At 62.1% G+C, this 16,717-nt stretch carries 19 protein-coding genes; 9 read left to right on the plus strand and 10 right to left on the minus strand.

Features of this window, described 5'->3' with window-relative positions; translation table 11 throughout:
• Nucleotides 1–2,055, plus strand: coding sequence for a S9 family peptidase (locus FJD34_RS12590; protein ID WP_090290641.1), 2,055 nt, complete (start codon nucleotides 1–3; stop codon nucleotides 2,053–2,055).
• Here FJD34_RS12590 and FJD34_RS12595 read toward each other — a convergent pair.
• Entirely contained in the window at nucleotides 2,052–2,342 is a 291-nt protein-coding gene (locus tag FJD34_RS12595; protein WP_032863499.1) for a hypothetical protein, read from the minus strand. The two genes, FJD34_RS12590 and FJD34_RS12595, sit on opposite strands and share 4 nt — an antisense overlap.
• A gap of 81 nt (nucleotides 2,343–2,423) precedes the next feature.
• Here FJD34_RS12595 and FJD34_RS12600 point away from each other — a divergent pair, with 81 nt between their 5' ends.
• The 4 genes from FJD34_RS12600 (at nucleotide 2,424) to FJD34_RS12615 (ending at nucleotide 4,535) form a co-directional block, all read left to right on the plus strand.
• On the plus strand, nucleotides 2,424–3,110 hold the full coding sequence (locus FJD34_RS12600; protein ID WP_090290640.1) for a spermidine synthase: 687 nt from the start codon (nucleotides 2,424–2,426) through the stop codon (nucleotides 3,108–3,110).
• A gap of 75 nt (nucleotides 3,111–3,185) precedes the next feature.
• Nucleotides 3,186–3,560, plus strand: coding sequence for a YajD family HNH nuclease (locus FJD34_RS12605; protein ID WP_003172528.1), 375 nt, complete (start codon nucleotides 3,186–3,188; stop codon nucleotides 3,558–3,560).
• Between the two features lie 96 nt (nucleotides 3,561–3,656).
• Nucleotides 3,657–4,124, plus strand: coding sequence for an RNA methyltransferase (locus tag FJD34_RS12610; RefSeq protein WP_032863501.1), 468 nt, complete (start codon nucleotides 3,657–3,659; stop codon nucleotides 4,122–4,124).
• A gap of 69 nt (nucleotides 4,125–4,193) precedes the next feature.
• Nucleotides 4,194–4,535, plus strand: coding sequence for a YgaP family membrane protein (locus FJD34_RS12615; RefSeq protein WP_065943477.1), 342 nt, complete (start codon nucleotides 4,194–4,196; stop codon nucleotides 4,533–4,535).
• A 113-nt stretch (nucleotides 4,536–4,648) separates the two neighbouring features.
• Here FJD34_RS12615 and FJD34_RS12620 read toward each other — a convergent pair whose 3' ends face one another.
• Complete coding sequence (locus FJD34_RS12620; RefSeq protein WP_032863503.1) at nucleotides 4,649–5,881, minus strand: hypothetical protein; 1,233 nt, start codon at nucleotides 5,879–5,881, stop codon at nucleotides 4,649–4,651.
• A 12-nt stretch (nucleotides 5,882–5,893) separates the two neighbouring features.
• A complete protein-coding gene (locus tag FJD34_RS12625) occupies nucleotides 5,894–6,343 on the minus strand; it encodes a YcgN family cysteine cluster protein (RefSeq protein ID WP_032863504.1) in 450 nt (149 codons plus the stop codon).
• Between the two features lie 152 nt (nucleotides 6,344–6,495).
• On the opposite strand from FJD34_RS12625, the gene FJD34_RS12630 reads away from it, so the two are divergent.
• Entirely contained in the window at nucleotides 6,496–7,089 is a 594-nt protein-coding gene (locus FJD34_RS12630; protein ID WP_090290639.1) for a nitroreductase family protein, read from the plus strand.
• A 36-nt stretch (nucleotides 7,090–7,125) separates the two neighbouring features.
• Here the strand turns inward: FJD34_RS12630 and FJD34_RS12635 are convergent, their stop codons facing one another.
• The 6 genes from FJD34_RS12635 to cynR form a co-directional block, all read right to left on the minus strand.
• Nucleotides 7,126–8,058 (minus strand): D-2-hydroxyacid dehydrogenase, encoded by a 933-nt coding sequence (locus tag FJD34_RS12635; RefSeq protein WP_032863506.1) that lies wholly within the window; start codon nucleotides 8,056–8,058, stop codon nucleotides 7,126–7,128.
• A 112-nt stretch (nucleotides 8,059–8,170) separates the two neighbouring features.
• Nucleotides 8,171–8,464: a YcgL domain-containing protein gene (locus FJD34_RS12640; protein WP_032863507.1), complete on the minus strand. Its 294-nt coding sequence runs from the start codon at nucleotides 8,462–8,464 to the stop codon at nucleotides 8,171–8,173.
• The gene (gene rnd, locus FJD34_RS12645; RefSeq protein WP_065943478.1) at nucleotides 8,461–9,594 is read right to left on the minus strand and encodes a ribonuclease D; all 1,134 of its coding nucleotides are present in this window, start codon (nucleotides 9,592–9,594) and stop codon (nucleotides 8,461–8,463) included. The genes FJD34_RS12640 and rnd overlap by 4 nt, the downstream gene beginning before the upstream one ends.
• 122 nt (nucleotides 9,595–9,716) lie before the next feature.
• The gene (locus tag FJD34_RS12650) at nucleotides 9,717–10,373 is read right to left on the minus strand and encodes a class I SAM-dependent methyltransferase (RefSeq protein WP_065943479.1); all 657 of its coding nucleotides are present in this window, start codon (nucleotides 10,371–10,373) and stop codon (nucleotides 9,717–9,719) included.
• 91 nt (nucleotides 10,374–10,464) lie between these two features.
• Nucleotides 10,465–11,838 (minus strand): glutamine synthetase family protein, encoded by a 1,374-nt coding sequence (locus FJD34_RS12655; RefSeq protein WP_032863510.1) that lies wholly within the window; start codon nucleotides 11,836–11,838, stop codon nucleotides 10,465–10,467.
• 286 nt (nucleotides 11,839–12,124) lie between these two features.
• The gene (cynR, locus tag FJD34_RS12660; protein ID WP_032863511.1) at nucleotides 12,125–13,036 is read right to left on the minus strand and encodes a transcriptional regulator CynR; all 912 of its coding nucleotides are present in this window, start codon (nucleotides 13,034–13,036) and stop codon (nucleotides 12,125–12,127) included.
• 112 nt (nucleotides 13,037–13,148) lie between these two features.
• Between cynR and FJD34_RS12665 the strand changes: the two genes are divergently transcribed.
• From FJD34_RS12665 to FJD34_RS12675, 3 genes are read left to right on the plus strand one after another with little or no spacing between them, the layout of a single operon-like run.
• The gene (locus FJD34_RS12665; protein ID WP_032863512.1) at nucleotides 13,149–13,790 is read left to right on the plus strand and encodes a carbonic anhydrase; all 642 of its coding nucleotides are present in this window, start codon (nucleotides 13,149–13,151) and stop codon (nucleotides 13,788–13,790) included.
• A gap of 28 nt (nucleotides 13,791–13,818) precedes the next feature.
• A complete protein-coding gene (cynS, locus tag FJD34_RS12670; protein WP_065943481.1) occupies nucleotides 13,819–14,289 on the plus strand; it encodes a cyanase in 471 nt (156 codons plus the stop codon).
• Nucleotides 14,290–14,343: 54 nt separating this feature from the next.
• Nucleotides 14,344–15,186: a cache domain-containing protein gene (locus tag FJD34_RS12675; protein WP_032863514.1), complete on the plus strand. Its 843-nt coding sequence runs from the start codon at nucleotides 14,344–14,346 to the stop codon at nucleotides 15,184–15,186.
• Nucleotides 15,187–15,241: 55 nt separating this feature from the next.
• On the opposite strand, the gene FJD34_RS12680 is transcribed toward FJD34_RS12675, so the two are convergent.
• Nucleotides 15,242–16,696 carry an MDR family MFS transporter gene (locus FJD34_RS12680; RefSeq protein WP_174553304.1) on the minus strand — a complete coding sequence of 485 codons (1,455 nt, stop codon included), beginning with the start codon at nucleotides 16,694–16,696 and terminating at the stop codon, nucleotides 15,242–15,244.
• Nucleotides 16,697–16,717: the final 21 nt, after the last annotated feature.

Consider the following 16,717-nt stretch of genomic DNA (forward strand, 5'->3'; position numbering starts at 1 on the left):
ATGCCTCCATCGACCCACATCACTGCTGCCCCGATTGCCCGCAGCGCCCCAGGCCAGGACCCGTATGCCTGGTTGCAGGAACGCGACAGCAGCGAGGTGCTCGACTACCTCAAGGCCGAAAACGCCTGGCAGGAGGCGCAGCTTGAAGATCAAAAAGAGCTGCGCGAAACTCTGTTTCAAGAGATTAAGGGGCGCATCCTCGAAACCGACCTTTCACTGCCCTCGCCCTGGGGGCCATACCTGTATTACACGCGCACCACCGCCGGTGACGAATACGCACGCCATTACCGCTGCCCACGCCCGGCCGATGACAGCCAGCAGATCGATGAACACGCCGAAGAACTGCTGCTGGACCCCAACGTCCTGGCCAATGGCGGCTTTTTCTCCCTTGGCGCCTTCAGCATCAGCCCGGACCACAAGCGCCTAGCCTACAGCCTGGACACCAACGGCGAAGAGATCTACACCCTGTACGTGAAGGAATTGTCTTCGGGCAAGGTCAGCGAACTGGCCTTCGAAGACTGCGACGGCAGCATGACCTGGGCCAACGACAGCCTGACGCTGTTTTTCGGCGAGCTGGACGAGACTCATCGCCCACACAAGCTGTATCGCTATCACCTGGACGGTACCACTGCCGAAGAAGTGTTCCACGAGCCCGACGGACGTTTCTTCCTGCATTGCTACCGCTCAAGCTCCGAACGCCAATTGCTGCTGTCCCTGGGCAGCAAGACCACCAGTGAAATCTGGGCCCTGGACGCCGAGCAGCCGCAACAGGCGTTTGCCTGCCTGGCGCCACGGGTTGAAGGTCATGAGTACGATGTCGACCACGGCAAGCTGAATGAACAGTGGACCTGGTTTATCCGCAGCAACCGCGACGGCATCAACTTTGCGCTGTTCCAGGCGGCTGACAACACCGGCGTGCCCAGCGAAGACCAGTGGCAAAACCTGATCGCCCACGATAACGCGGTGATGCTTGATGGCGTGACCCTCAACGCCCGGGCCATGACCCTGAGCCTGCGTATCGGCGGCCTGCCGGTGATCGACGTGCACCCACAAGGCCTGCCGAGCTATCGTGTGGAACTGCCAGACACGGCCTACAGCCTGTACGTGCAAAACAGCCTGGAATTCGACAGCGACAAGATCCGCCTGCGCTATGAAGCGCTGAATCGCCCGGCCCAGGTTCGCCAGTTGGAACTGGCCAGCGGCGTGCAACACGTGCTCAAGGAAACCCCGGTACTGGGCGTATTCAATGCCGACGATTATGTCAGCCAGCGGCTGTGGGCTACCTCGGCCGATGGCACCCAAGTGCCGATCAGCCTGGTGGTCAGGCGCGACCAGGTGGGCCAGCCAACACCGCTGTACCTGTATGGCTACGGCGCTTACGGCTCAAGCCTCGACCCGTGGTTTTCCCATGCGCGTCTGAGCCTGCTGGACCGCGGCGTGGCGTTTGCGATTGCCCATGTGCGCGGCGGCGGCGAATTGGGCGAAGCCTGGTACCGCGCCGGCAAGCAGGAGCACAAACAAAACACCTTCAGCGACTTTATTGCCTGCGCCGAGCACTTGATCGCCCAGGGCCTGACCACCTCAGAGCAGTTGGCCATCAGTGGTGGCAGCGCCGGTGGGCTGCTGATCGGTGCCGTGCTCAACCAGCGCCCGGAACTGTTCCAGGCGGCGATTGCCGAAGTGCCGTTCGTCGATGTGCTCAACACCATGCTCGACCCGGACCTGCCGTTGACCGTCACCGAATATGACGAATGGGGCAATCCCCAGGAACCCGAGGTGTACGCCCGGATCAAGGCCTATGCGCCCTACGAAAACGTCAGCGCCCAGGCCTACCCGGCGATGCTGGTGATCGCCGGCTACAACGACAGCCGTGTGCAGTACTGGGAGGCGGCCAAATGGGTGGCCAAGCTGCGTGCGACCAAGACCGACGACAACTTGCTGCTGCTCAAGACCGAACTGGGGGCCGGCCACGGCGGCATGAGCGGGCGCTACCAGGGCCTGCGTGACGTAGCCCTGGAATATGCCTTTGTGTTCAAGGCCCTGGGGCTGGTTTAAGACCCCGCCGCCGGCGCCTTCGGCTTGCTGTCGTTTTGCTGCAGGCCGGGCAAGGTCTGGTCCTTCGGCGGCTTGGGCATTTCAATCGGCGGCAACAAAGGCGCCCCAGTCCCTTGTGGCTTGGGTGCCGTCGGCGGTGTGACTTGCGGATACGGCGTCGGCGTTGCGGTACCCGGTGCACCCGTGGTGGTCGCCGGTGTGTTCGGCACGGCTTGCAACTCCTGGGCGTGCGCAGCACCCAATGTGAGCACACTTCCTACAATGACCGCTAGAATGCTGCACTTCATCGATGGCTCCATGGCCTGACTGTTAACCAGTCCCAAGGCTACTCCCAACCGCGCAAGAATGCCCTTCCCAATGAGATTTCCATGAAACGTTTCGTGCTGCTCGACACCACTCCGATCCCCGATAACGGCGGCGCCCTGTGCCTGTTCGAGTACGGCGAAGATTTTGTGATCAAGATCCAGGGCGGTGACGGCGGGCAATTGATGAACACGCGCATGCACGGTTCCGAAGATGCCCTGGCAGAGATTCCCTGCCGCAAGGTCGCCGGTCGTCCAGGCTCGCGGGTGTTGATTGGCGGCCTGGGCATGGGTTTTACCCTGGCTTCGGCGCTCAAGCACCTGGGCAAGACGGCCGAAGTGGTAGTGGCTGAGTTGGTACCTGGCGTAGTGGAATGGAATCGCGGCCCGCTTGGAGAAAAATCCGGCAACCCGTTGCAGGACCCACGCACCGTGATCCGCCTGGAAGACGTGGCCAAGGTGCTGCAAGCCGAGCCCCTGGGCTTTGATGCGATCATGCTCGACGTCGATAACGGCCCCGAAGGCCTGACACAGAAAGCCAACAGCTGGCTGTATTCCGCCGGTGGCCTCAGCGCCTGCGCCAAGGCCCTGCGTCCAAAAGGCGTGCTGGCCGTGTGGTCAGCCAGCGCCGACAAGCAGTTCAGCGACAAACTGCGCAAGGCCGGCTTCAAGGCCGAGGAAGTGCAAGTCTTCGCCCATGGCAACAAGGGCACCCGGCATACCATCTGGATTGCCGAGAAGCTCAAGGGCTGAGGTAAATTGCCAGGCGAGCAGCTAGAATCAACGTCACCCGTGATCTATCCAATAAATAAATGAACAGGAGCCATGATGAGCTCGACCAACCCGCCCTCCCACACCGCCAAGCTGGACCGTATCCTCGCCGATGCCCAGCGCGACCGGGAAATGGGCTATCGCGACAAAGCCCTGAAAATGTACCCCCACGTGTGTGGCCGCTGCGCCCGTGAATTCGCCGGCAAGCGCCTGAGCGAACTGACCGTGCACCACCGTAACCACAACCATGACGACAATCCCCAGGACGGCTCCAACTGGGAGTTGCTGTGCCTGTACTGCCACGACAACGAACACTCGCGCTATACCGACCAACAGTATTTTGGCGAAGGCTCCACCAGCAGCCCGACCATTGCCAAAGCCACGCACAACCCGTTTGCCGCGTTGGCCGGGCTGATGAAAAAAGACAGCTAAAAGCATGAAGCTGCAAGCTACAAGAAAAAGCCGCCCCGCTTTTTAACTTGCCGCTTGCAGCTTGCCGTTATAATGCTGCCTTTTTAAGGCATCCCCGTGGGCAATAAACGCTACAGCTGCATCGGTCTGTACAACCCCAAATCCCCCGAAAACGTCGGCTCGGTCATGCGCGCCGCCGGCTGCTATGGCGTGGCTTCGGTGTTCTACACCGGTAAACGCTATGAGCGGGCCCGGGACTTTATTACCGACACCAAGAAGGTCCACCACGACATCCCGCTGATCGGCATCGACGACCTGAAGAAGATCCTGCCCCTGGGCTGTATCCCGGTCGCCGTGGAGCTGGTGGACGGTGCCCGACCGCTGCCGGAATACACCCATCCTGATCGTGCGCTGTACATTTTCGGCCCCGAAGACGGCTCCCTCGACAAAGAGATTCGTGACTGGTGCGAAGATGTGATCTACATCCCGACCACCGGTTGCATGAACCTCGCGGCCACCGTCAATGTGGTGCTCTACGACCGCCTGGCCAAGGGCAATAACACCCGTTCGGGCCCCAAATACTGAGTTTTCGGGAACATCCGCGACCCGCGCGCAGTCAGTTGCATATCAATGGCCCTTTGTTGGAGACAGACCATGAGCGACAGCAAACCCCTGAAACCTGTGATTGAATCGACGCCGTTCCAGACCCACCCGACCCAGAACGTGCAAGGCTGGGAGCGCATTGGCTCGCTGGCCGGTGGCGTGGTGATGATGGGCAAGGGCATTCGCCGAGGTGGCTTTTTCGGCCTGATCCAGGTGGCGATTGGCGGCGTGGCGCTCGCGCGCGGGATCAGCGGCCATAGTTCGGCCAAGTCGCTGCTGGAAAAAAGCCGCCGGGATATGAACAATGTGCGGACCAAGATCGAACGCGCCGGCGAGGAGTTGAAAAACCTCAAGACCCGCGCTGAAGTGGCTGCCGAAAAAACCACCCACTGACATCCAATCAAACTGTAGGAGCTGGCTTGCCAGCGATGCAGGCACCTCGGTCCATCAGGCACACCGAGGTGATGCTATCGCTGGCAAGCCAGCTCCTACACGGGCCTTCTCGGTCAGTGCAGCAGCTTGCTGTCGAGTACCACTGACGATTCGCCGATCACGCTTTCAGCCAACTGCACAAACGCCTTGGTACTGATGCTATCCAAACGCATCAGTGCCTGCGTCAGGTCATCCAGGGAGCGCTTGTTGTGGGTTTTCAGGCGAATTTCGCGATCCAGTTCCTGCAACACCACCACCGCCCGCGCCACCGTGGCACCGCTGACGTGCTCGCCGCGCAAGGTCGTCACGCCTTTGCCGTCCTTGCTCAAGCGCGCCTGTATCGCCACATAACGCTCATCGCTGATACCGCCTGCGCGCCGCAATAACTCGATAGCGTAATACTCCGAAAGGCCTTCGCTGATCCAGTCACTGCCTTGATGGTCATTGAACCGGCCAATGGCCTGCACCACCTCGCGGATCAACGGGCTGCTGCCATTTTCGCTGACCAGCGGCGTACGGCTATTGAGATAGATCGAATCGCGTCCGGAGAACACGCCACGGCGCATCGGGTCGCTGGCACCCACCACCAGCAACTTGGCCGGGTGCCGGGGGAACGCCGCTTGTACCTGGGGCCAGACGAACGTCAGCAACGTCAGCACATCCATGCGGCGCATGGCCTGGCCCTTGGGCGAGGTCACGGTGATTTCGGTTTCGCCCAGGCGCACCCTGCGGCTGCCCAGGTTACCGGCGAGCATCCAGCCGGTGGGACGGTCGAACAGGCGGGACACATTGTCGATGCGGAATTTGTGCTTGCCGATGCGCGGCCAGGGGGTCTCGACACTTTTCCAGCCCGCCGGCAGCTCAAAGGTCAGCCGCGACACCAGCTCCACACCGTCCTGCTGGTCAAGACGCGCCGCAGGCACCAGGTCTTCACCACGAAACAGCGCCCAACCGGGCGTCATGCGTGACTCGTAGATGCCGGCCTTGCGCGCATGGCTCAGGCGCACGCGGTAGGTCAGGCTGGCCTTGTCGGCGCCCGGCTGCCACAGGCCACGACTGGCCCCCGCGTCAGGCCTGACCTGCCACTGGCCGTCGGCCTTGAAATCGCTGTAGTCACCGTCGCGGCCCAAGTCGAAGTCCAGGCTGCGCACCGCCGAGCCCTGGGACAGGCTTAAACGGACTTCGGCCTGATCGCTCTGGGGCAAGAGTTTGACGTGATAATCGAGGTCGACTTTTTTCGCCGACCACGCCGCCGCGCTCAACCCCAACAACAGCAGACTCACCGCCAGCTTGGCTTGGACCGTCATACGCTCTCCTTTTCAGCCTGCGCGGAAAATCAGGTAATCCTCCCAATCGTCCTCGGGCACGCTGCCTTCGCTGAGCATGCGTCCGGACTGGGAAATGCGTTCGTGGTGCACGGCATCGCGGTCACCGCAAACCAGGTGGTGCCAGAGCGGCAAGTCCTTGCGCTCACTCACCAGGCGATAGCCGCAAGTCGGCGGCAGCCATTTGAACTGATCGGCCTGGCCCGGCGTGAGCTGGATGCAATCAGGTACCGAGTCGCGACGGTTAGGATAGTCGGTGCACTGGCAGGTGTTCAGGTCCAGCAGTTTGCAGGCGATACGCGTGTAATAGACGCTGTTGTCGTCTTCGTCTTCGAGCTTTTGCAGGCAGCACAGGCCACAGCCGTCGCACAGCGACTCCCATTCCTCCTGGTCGAGGTGCTCAAGGGTTTTGCGTATCCAGAAAGGTTCGACTTTGGCGGCCATGGCTCTACATCAGTTTCGGTAGGTGAAAAGGCCGCCAGTCTAGTGCCCAAGCCCCCTGGGGCCAAGCGCTTACGACTGCCGGTAGGGCAAGACTTGTCAGGCGCGCAGTGGCGAAGTAGCTTTGAAGGCCGTTTTTTCTCCAGGATCCGCTGATGAGCACTGAGCCACGTATTGCCGATTATCCGATCCACCCGCAGTTCACCGAGCGCTGGTCGCCGCGTGCGTTTACTGGCGAGAGCATCCCGGTGGAAACCCTGCTGAGCTTCTTCGAAGCCGCGCGCTGGGCGCCTTCGGCCTATAACTCGCAGCCATGGCGCTTTCTCTACGCGCGTCGCGATACACCAGACTGGGAACGTTTCCTGGGTTTGCTCAACGAATTCAACCGGAGCTGGGCGCAGCATGCATCGGCACTGGTCATCGTGGTCTCGAAAACCGATTTCGCGGTACCGGGCGCCAGCGAAGAAACTCCAGCGCTGTGGCACACCTTTGACACCGGTTCGGCCTGGGGCCACCTGGCGCTGCAAGCCAGCATCAGCGGCTGGCACACCCATGGCATGGCCGGTTTCGATCAGGAACTGACCCGCAAGGAGCTGAAAATTCCCGAGGGTTATGCGCTGCATGCGGCGGTCGCCGTGGGCAAGCTGGGGGACAAGGCCACCCTGGCCGACTACCTGCAAGCCCGGGAAGCCCCAAGCCCGCGCCGCCCGTTGAGCGAGTTGGTAGCGGCAGGTGATTTCAGCCTGTAACACGCTGTAGGAGCTGGCTTGCCGGCTCCTACAGGGTCAGTAACCGCGCTCGAAACTCACTTCGCCGCGCAACGCATCCTTGGCCTGATAAGCCCGCAGGTTCTCGACAAACAGCGCCACCATCAAGCGCGGGCAGGTCGGCGCCGAGCTATGGCCCGTCAACAGCAAGCCCCAGGCGGTCCAGAACGGATGGCGCTGTGGCAGTGGTTCCTGACGGCAAACGTCGATCACCGCCCCGGCCAGGTGCCCTTCTTTCAGGGCCTCGACCAGATCGGCATCGACCACCGCCACACCACGCCCAACGTTGATAAACAGCCCCGTCGGCTTGAACTGCTTGAACAGCGCAGCATCGTACAGATCGTGGGTATTGGGCGTGTTGGGCAGCAGGTTGACTACATAATCCACCTCGCCCACCAGGCGACCCAGTTGATCCGGCCCGGCCACCTCGATAAACGGGGCCTGCTCCCGGGCTTCGCTGGCAATGCCGTACAACTCCACGCCAAAGGGCAGCAGGAACTGCGCCACGCTCTGGCCGATATCACCGGTGCCAACGATCAGCACCTTGCGCCCCGCCAGGCTCTGGCCCATGCGGTTATCCCATTTTCGCTCGACCTGACTGACCAGCCGCGCCAGCACTTCACGCTCGTGACCGAGCATGTAGGTGAGCACGTACTCGGCCATCACCTGGCCAAAAATGCCGACCGCGCGGGTGAGCCGATAATCGCGTGGCAAACCATCGGCCAGCAGCGGCGTGATGCCGGCCCAGGTCGATTGCAGCCACTGCGGGTGGTGGCCCTGGCGCAGCAGGGTTGCCAGCAGGTCCGGCTGGCCCAGCCACACCGGGCAATCGGCGGCCAGGCGCGACAGTTCGGCCGAGTCGCCACTGGTCAGGACTTCAAGATCCGGCGCCGCTTCGCGCAGCAGCCGGGCATACAGCGGGTGGTCCTGTTCTGCAATCAGAACGCGCATGGTTCAAACCTTTCAAAAACAGTGCAGGCGGCCGCCGGCAGCAAACTACTGCTGAACTCGGGGCTCGCCAGGTCATTCGATTCAAACGTATCCCGAACGGGGCACGGGTCGATCACATCGGGTCGTTACGGCGCAGCAGTTCTTCGGGCAGGTGTTCGATGTACTCGTCATCCGGCGGTGGCATCTGCAGGTGGTAACCCTGCTTTTGCAGGTTGGCCAGGACCGCCACGATATCTTCCTGCTGCAGCTTGCGTTCCGGCGTCAGCACCAGGTTGAACGCGTGGACAGGCTTGCCGAACACCGTCAGCAGGCCTTCGGGCACGCGCTCCAGGGCATCGCTCTTGAGCACGTAGAGGTACATGCCGGCGCGTTTCGGGCTGCGGTAGATGGAACAAATATGTTTCAAGGCTGTTCTCCGGCAGTGGCCAGGCTGTCCAGCAGCGCCTGGCCCATCAACTCGCGGCGCCAGCCACGCAGCGAGTCAGGCAATTGGTAAGGCCCATCGGGGTAGCCACTCTTGACCAGCGCCTCAAGGGTTTTCTTGCGCAGCATCAGCTCCGGGGCCATGTCCAGACGTTCGGCGAAGGTCTGGCCCAGGGCGCGCAGTTGCTTGATCAGCACCGCCGCATCCACCGGCAAAGGCTCAGGCACGGCTGGCGGCCATTGGTCCATCGACACGCTGGCGGCACGCTTGATCAGGCCCAGCAGGAACTCGCCGTCCTGGCGCACGGTGCGCGGGTGCATATCTTCGATTTTGCCCAGGGCGGCGAGGTTATCCGGCTGCGACTTGGCCAGGGGCCATAGCGAGTGTTCGCGGATGATACGGTTGCGTGGCAGGTCGCGGGCGCGGGCTTGCTGCTCGCGCCAGGCGCACAGCTCACGCAGCACGGCGAGCTGGGCACGGGACAGTTTCCAGGCCAGCTTGGCGTCGCGGTAGACATCAAAAGGGTCGATTTCTCGACGCAGGTTGGCCACCAGTTCGGCGCCATCTTCCAGGACCCAGGCGTATTTTTCGTCGGACAGTTGCGGGCGCAGGCGTGTGTAGACTTGCGCCAGGTGCACCGCGTCTTCGGCGGCGTAACTGACCTGGGTCTCGGACAATGGCCGCTGCAGCCAGTCCGAACGGGTCTCGCCCTTGGGCAAGTCGATGTCGAGCACCGCTTGCACCAGGCGCGAGTAGCCCATGGAGAAACCGAGGTTCAGGTAGGCGGCGGCCAGTTGGGTGTCGAACAATGGCACCGGCAGGCTGCCAGTCAGGCGCAGCAGCACTTCCAGGTCTTCGCTGCAGGCGTGCACCACCTTGATCACCGCCGGGTTTTCCAGCAAGGCGGCCAACGGTTGCCAGTTATCGATGGTCAGGGGGTCGATCAGATAAGCACTGATACCGTCCCCGATCTGGATCAACCCGGCGATGGGATAGAAGGTATCGACCCGCATGAATTCGGTGTCGAGGGCGACGAATGGCAACTGCTGCCATTTGGCGCAATGCTGGCCGAGGCTATCGTTGTCGCAGATCCAGTGAATATCGATGGCCACACGGCTCTCCCTTGAAGAATGGCGCGCAGTATATATCGCCCGAGGGTCTTTCGAGCACCCGCAGTGTGCCAGCCATCATGAAAACTCTGACAGGAGACGAAGAATAGCCCGACAGTTGAGGGTTATCCTCGTTTACGCAACACATAAACCCGCCACAAGGCCGAGCCGGGCATGAACTCTTGCTGGTTCAGCACAGTGAAGCCTGCCTGGCGAAACTCCGCTTCCACCTCGACGCGATGGGACAGCATGGGTTGCCCCGCACCTGCGGGATGGCGTTGACGATGGCGACTGTCGCTGTCCACCGAGACAATCAGCGTGTCGCGGCTGACCCGGTGAAACTCGCGCAACAGTGCCAATCGCGCATCGGCCGTGGGGACGTGGCGAAACAGTTCCAGGCAAAAAATGCAGTCCACCGCGTTGGCCGACAGACCGATGGCGAATGCCGAACCCTGGAACGTCTTGACCCGCCGCAAAAATGTCGCGCCGTGGTGGCTCATGGCGTGGTCGAGCATGGCCTGGGAAGGGTCCGAGGCGAGGATCACGCGATTACTGTGTTCGGCCAGCACCGGCCAGAAACGTCCCGCCCCACAGGCAAGGTCCAGCAACAGCCCGGGCTCCCCCGCGACTTTAAGGGCGTGGCGCACCAGGCGCTCGTCGCGCCATGACCACAAGCGCCGCAGCAAACCGGGCGGCCGCGTGTCGCCACAGACCCGCGCGTGATCACGATCACAGCGCGCGGCAAACTCAGCCTCAATGGACGACGGGGGTTGTGGCGACATCACGGGACTCATGTAGATGAACCGGTCTCTACGGACACTGGATCTTGAGCTTAACCACCCCCGCGTGAAAAAAAGGTCGAAAGGTTCATCATCACGCCTGGTGCAGATACCAGCGCCAGTCCTGCTCGCCCACCTCGCCCATGAACTGCCGGTACTCGGCCCGCTTGACCGCCAGGTACACACCGAGGAACTCCTGGCCGAACGTTTCACGCGCCCAGGCCGAGCCTTCCAGTGCACGCAAGGTGGTCAGCCAGTCGGTGGGCAGCAGCTCCTTGGCCTGGGCATAGCCGTTGCCTTCAACCGGGGTTCCGGGGTCGCGCTGTTCGCGAATACCACGGTGAATACCGGCCAGGATCGCCGCCGCTGCCAGGTACGGGTTGGCATCGGCGCCGCAGATCCGATGCTCGATATGCCGCGAATACGCAGGGCCTCCCGGCACCCGCAGGCTCACCGTGCGATTGTCGACACCCCAGGTGGCCGCCAGCGGCGCGTAGCTGTTGCTTTGGAAGCGCCGGTAGGAGTTGGCGTTGGGGCAGAACATCAAGAGCGTATCGAGCAAGGTGCTGAGCATCCCGCCGACTGCCTGGCGCAGCAGCGGCGTACCGTCAGGGGCCTCACTGGCAAACAGGTTGTTGCCGTCGGCATCTGCCAGGCTAACGTGCATGTGCATGCCGGTGCCGGCCAGGTCATCGAACGGCTTGGCCATGAAACAGGCGGTCATCCCGTGCTTGTGGGCCACGCCCTTGACCAGGCGTTTGTAACGCACCGCCTCGTCCATCGCCTGCAAGGCATCGCTGCGATGCTCCAGGGTGATCTCCACCTGGCCGGGGGCGTATTCGGAAATCGCCGTACGCGCGGGAATGCCTTGCAGTTTGCAGGCGCTGTACAGGTCAGCCAGAAACGGCTCGATCTGTTCCAACTCGCGCAGGCCATAGACCTGGGTCGAGCGTGGGCGGCCGCCATCCACATCCCGCGCCGGTTGCGGGCGGCCATTGCTGTCGGGTTTCTGGTCGAGCAGGTAGAACTCCAGTTCCGCCGCCATCACCGGGTAATAACCATCGGCCTTGAGCCCGTCGATGACCCTGGACAGCAGATGCCGGGGATCGGCAACCGTCGCCGGCAGGCCTTCTTCAGGGTGCATGCTGACCTGCACCGCGGCGGTGGGAATCAACCGCCACGGCATGCGTTGCAAACTGCCACTGATCGGGTAGGCACGGCAATCGATATCGCCCACTTCCCACACCAGGCCGGAGTTTTCCACGTCATCGCCATTGAGGGTCAGGCCAAGAATGGTACTGGGCAGCGGCCGACCGCTTGCGTAGACCGCCAGCAGTTCATCACGGTGCAGCAACTTGCCCCGGGGCACGCCGTTGCTGTCGAGGATGAACAGTTCGAACATCTCGATATCGGGGTTGTGATCAAGAAAGGATTGGGCTTCGTGCAGGCTGGCAAAGACGGTACTCATGGCAACTCTCTTACATTTGCGTCAGGCAGGCACGCACGACGGCGCGCCCCGGAGGTGGGCAATCAGCGTAAGGAGGTGGTATCCGGCGGGCGCGCATGGCGACAGTGCCACAGCGCCCAAAAGGCCAGTTCGGAAGGCAGTGCATCAATGTCCATCCGACATACCGGGCGGCTGGGCGCGATGGCGCCAGGCGAGGCCTCGGGGTGAGTGTCGGGGGAACCGTCCATGCAGTGATCACAGTGAAGAGATGAGTGGCAGCGTCACATGCCGGGTCAGTCCATTAAATTCAGTCTTGATGGAGTTCACTCTCGCAATCGCTAAACATTCGCCACGTACTCGCCAATTCGACAAACGCCCCGCATGCCGCACTGCGATAGGCGCCCTTGCGACTGAGCAGGGCCACCGTGCGCTGCGCCAGCGCCGGACGCAGTTGCACCGCGTGCAAGCCTTGCTGGGTCTGCGCCACTTCCCGGGGCAGGATCGTCGCCAGGTGGGTGTGGCGGATGATCTCAATCACGGCACTGATTGAGTTGGCCTCCATGGCAATCTGCGGTTTTATCGCCAGCGTGCGGCAATAGTCATCGATGTAACGACGCGTCGCAAAGTCGGCGTTCAACAGCACCAAGGGTTGCTGCTGGAAGTCCGCCAGCTTGAGCCACTGCTTGCGATTCAGGCTTGGATGGCTGGCGCTGGCCACCAGGCTCAACGCCTCGACAAACAACGCCTGGCAGGCAATGTCCGGCATGTGCTCACCGGTGAAGCCAAGGCCAATGTCCAGCAAGTCCTCGGTCAATGCATGCTCAAGGCGATCCTGGGTCATTTCCTCGACGCTGACGCTAATCCCCGGATACAAGCGATAGAACTGGGCCAGCAGCGGCCCGATCAGGTACGCGGTAAAGGTCGGGGTCATGGCCAGGCGCAAATTGCCCCGGCTCAGGTCCTGCACGTCGTGCATGGCGCGGGTACCGGCCTGCAGGTCCTGCAACGCCAGGCGCGCAAACCGCACATAGGCCTGGCCCGCGTCGGTCAGGCTGACAGTACGGCCGGAGCGATCGAGCAACGGTGCCCCGAGGGTCTCTTCCAACTGCTTGATCTGTTGCGACAAGGTCGGCTGCGACACATGCAGTGCCTCGGCCGCCCGCGTGAAGTTGCGGTGGTCGGCGACGGCCAACAGGTAGCGGATATGGCGCAACAGCATAAAAACCTCTCCAACTATAGGTACTGCTTATAGAAACTATAACAAGCCAGTCTTGGACGCTATAGCCTGAAACTTCCATCCTTGCCCCATCAGCGACGCAAGGAGAACCACCATGCAGCATCTCATCGACGGCTTTCGCAAGTTCCAGGGTGAGGCCTTCAGCCAGCGCAGCGACCTGTTCAAACAACTAGCCACCACGCAAAAACCCGGCACGCTGTTTGTGTCCTGCTCAGACAGCCGCGTAGTCCCGGAGCTGTTGACCCAGCAAGAACCCGGCGATCTGTTTGTAATCCGTAACGCCGGCAATATCGTGCCCTCCTACGGCCCGGAACCGGGCGGTGTCTCGGCCACGGTGGAATATGCCGTGGCCGTCCTGGGGGTCAGCGACATCGTGATTTGCGGTCATTCCGATTGCGGCGCCATGACGGCCATCTCCACCTGTAAATGCCTGGATCACTTGCCCGCCGTGGCCAATTGGCTGCGTCATGCCGAATCGGCCAAGGTGATCAACGCCGCACGCACCCATGCCTCGGCAGCCGAGCGACTGGACGCCCTGGTGCGGGAAAACGTAGTCGCGCAACTGGCCAATCTCAAGACGCACCCCAGCGTTGCACTGGCGCTGGAGCAAGGCCGGCTGAACCTGCACGGCTGGGTCTATGACATCGCAAGCGGCGGCATCAATGCCCTGGATGGCCGCACCGGGCGCTTTATTTCCCTGCTGGACCACCCGCAGACCCGCGCGCACGCCGCCTGAACGTTATTCAAACCAAGAGGAAACCATCATGTTGCAATCCCAATTTTCCCAAACCCCACGCCTGGCCCTGGCCGACACCGTGATCGACATCAAGGCCCGCAAGAACCTGTCCTGGCAGGACCTCACCGACGGCACCGGCCTGAGCCTGGCGTTCGTCACCGCCGCCCTGCTTGGCCAGCACCCGCTACCCAAGGACGCCGCCGATGGGGTGTGCGACAAACTTGGCCTGGACGCGGACGCCAGTCGCCTGCTGCAAAGCGTGCCTCTGCGCGGCAGTATCCAGGGCGGCATTCCAACGGACCCGACCGTGTACCGCTTCTATGAAATGCTGCAGGTCTATGGCTCAACCCTCAAAGCCCTGGTCCACGAGCAGTTTGGCGACGGTATCATCAGCGCCATCAACTTCAAGCTGGACATCAAGAAGGTCGAGGACCCGGACGGCGGTTCCCGCGCGGTGATTACCCTGGACGGTAAATACCTGCCAACCAAGCCGTTCTGATTTGCCGACAACCGTCTACGCTCTTGAAACATTGACAAGAACGAGGGACGGGTAATGAAGGCAATGCTCCGAACCACCTGGCTGTTGCTGTTGCTGTGTTTCAGCCAGGTGCACGCTGCAACCACCCAGGAACAGGACGCCAAAGCCGCCGTGGCCTTGCTGGAGAAAGCCCTGGCCTATTATCACGATAATGGTGACAAGGCCTTTGCCGCCTTCAGCCGCCAGGGCGAGTTTGTCGACAAGGACCGCTATGTGTTCGTGGTCGATACCAAGGGCGTGCTGCTGGCCAGCGGCGGGCCTTCATCGGCGCTGATTGGGCGTGACGTGTCCGAAGTGCTCGGGCCGGACCTGCGCAAATCCTTCAAGGACGCGTTGAGAATTCCCGAAGGCAACGGCATCCAACAGGCCGAATACCGCTGGCAGAACTGGAGCGATGGCAAGGTCGAACGCAAGCATGTGTTCTACCAGCGTATCGGCCAGCGCATCCTCGCCGTCGGCTACTACCTGCCCCGGGCCACGCCCGAACAGGCCAAGGCCCTGCGGGACAAGGCGGTCAAGGCGTTGGAAAACAACGAAACCGCTACGCTGAAGGCGATCAATGCACTGCAGGGCGGCTTCCTGCAGGACGACCTGTATGTGTTTGTGGTCGACCTGGATACCGGGCGTTATGTGGCCCACGGCACCAACCTGCGCCTGATCAACACCGACTTTGCCAAGATCAAGGACCCGGACGGCAAGCCCGTGGGTGAGCCGATCCTGCAATTGATGAAGGAACAAGAGCAGGGTGAGTACGAGTACCGCTGGAAAAACCCGGTGACCGCCAAGGTGGAAAACAAGCATGCCTACCTGCGCAAGAGTGGGCATTTCCTGGTGGCGGTGGGTTACTACAGCCCTTGAGCGGGCAACGCGCGCAGTTGCATTCCTTGTAGGAGCCGGCAAGCCGGCGCCTACACTATCGCGCCTTGTCTTCGCGCCCACGCAACAGGTGGTTAGGCATCACAATCGCTGCCGCCAGCCCCAGCAGCGACACCGCCGCGCTGACCATCAACAAATGCCGGAACGTGCTCAGCAACTCGGCGCGCAAGGCATCCTGCGCGGGGCCAGGCGCGGCGTTGAGACCGTCGAGCAGGACGTTGCCGGAGCTGCCTTCAGCCATCATCGAACCACTGGCCAGGTGGGCAAAACTCGAGTCCTGCAGCAACGCCAGCAGCAAGGCTGACATGCACGCCACGCCGACCGCGCCACCCAGGGAGCGAAACAGGTTGGTGGTGCTGGTGGCCACGCCGATGTCGTGTTGCGCCACCGAGTTTTGCGTGCCCACCAGGGAGGTCGGGAACTGCATGCCGGAGGCAATGCCACTGAGCACCATGAACAGGCTGCTCAGGATCAGGGACTGGGGCGCGCTGAAAGCCATGCCGAGGATGGCAATCGGCGTGAGCACTGCCCCGGTCAGGATCATGGGTTTGTAGCGGCCGGTCACCGAGGTCATGCGCCCGGCGAAGAACGCGCCCATGGGTAGGCCAATCGCCAGCGGCAGCAGGTGCAGGGCCGCGCTGTCGGCACCGGCGCCGGTGACACTCTGATAGCGCAGGGGCATCAGCACGATCAGCGAGATGGCCTGGAAGCTGGTGAAGAAAATCGTGCACCAGCACAGCACCGCGCTGCGGTTGGCGAACAGGTGCATGGGCAACAACGGCTCCCGCGCCCGGCGCTCATGCCAGACAAATACACTCAGCGCCACCAGCGCACACCCCAGCAGGCCCAGCACCTGATCATCGCGCCAGTGATGGCCCTGGCCGATTTCGGTGATGCCCAGCAGCAGCGCCGTCAGGCCAACAATCATCAGCAACGTGCCGAGGTAATCGATGATCGGCTTGCGCTGCGGCACCGGCAGCCCCACCAGGGTGCGATGGGCCACCCACCAGGCACCCGCACCCAATGGCAGGTTGATCAAAAACACCCAGCTCCACGACAGGTATTCGGTCATATAGCCGCCCAGCACCGGCCCGGCCACGCTGGCAACCGCGTACATGCTGCTGAAGTAACCCTGGTAACGCCCGCGCTCGCGAGGCGGAATAATGTCGCCGATGATCGCCTGGCTCACGGAAATCATCCCGCCCGCGCCAATGCCCTGGAGGATGCGTGCCAGCACCAACTGCTCCATGCTTTGCGCCATGCCACAAAACAGCGAGGCGATGGTGAACAGGCCCATGCCAATCAGCATCATTGGCCGGCGCCCATACAGGTCACCGAGCTTGCCGTAGATCGGCACCGCTACGGTCATCGCCACCATGTAGCCGGAGATGACCCAGGCCAGCAGGTTGACGTCGTTGAACTGGGCGGAAATAGCCGGCATCGACACGGCGACGATGGTCTGGTCCAGCGCGCCGAGGAAAATCGCCAGCATCAGCGCGGCGAGGACACTGCG

Source organism: Pseudomonas brenneri, assembly GCF_007858285.1.
GTDB lineage: Bacteria > Pseudomonadota > Gammaproteobacteria > Pseudomonadales > Pseudomonadaceae > Aquipseudomonas > Aquipseudomonas brenneri.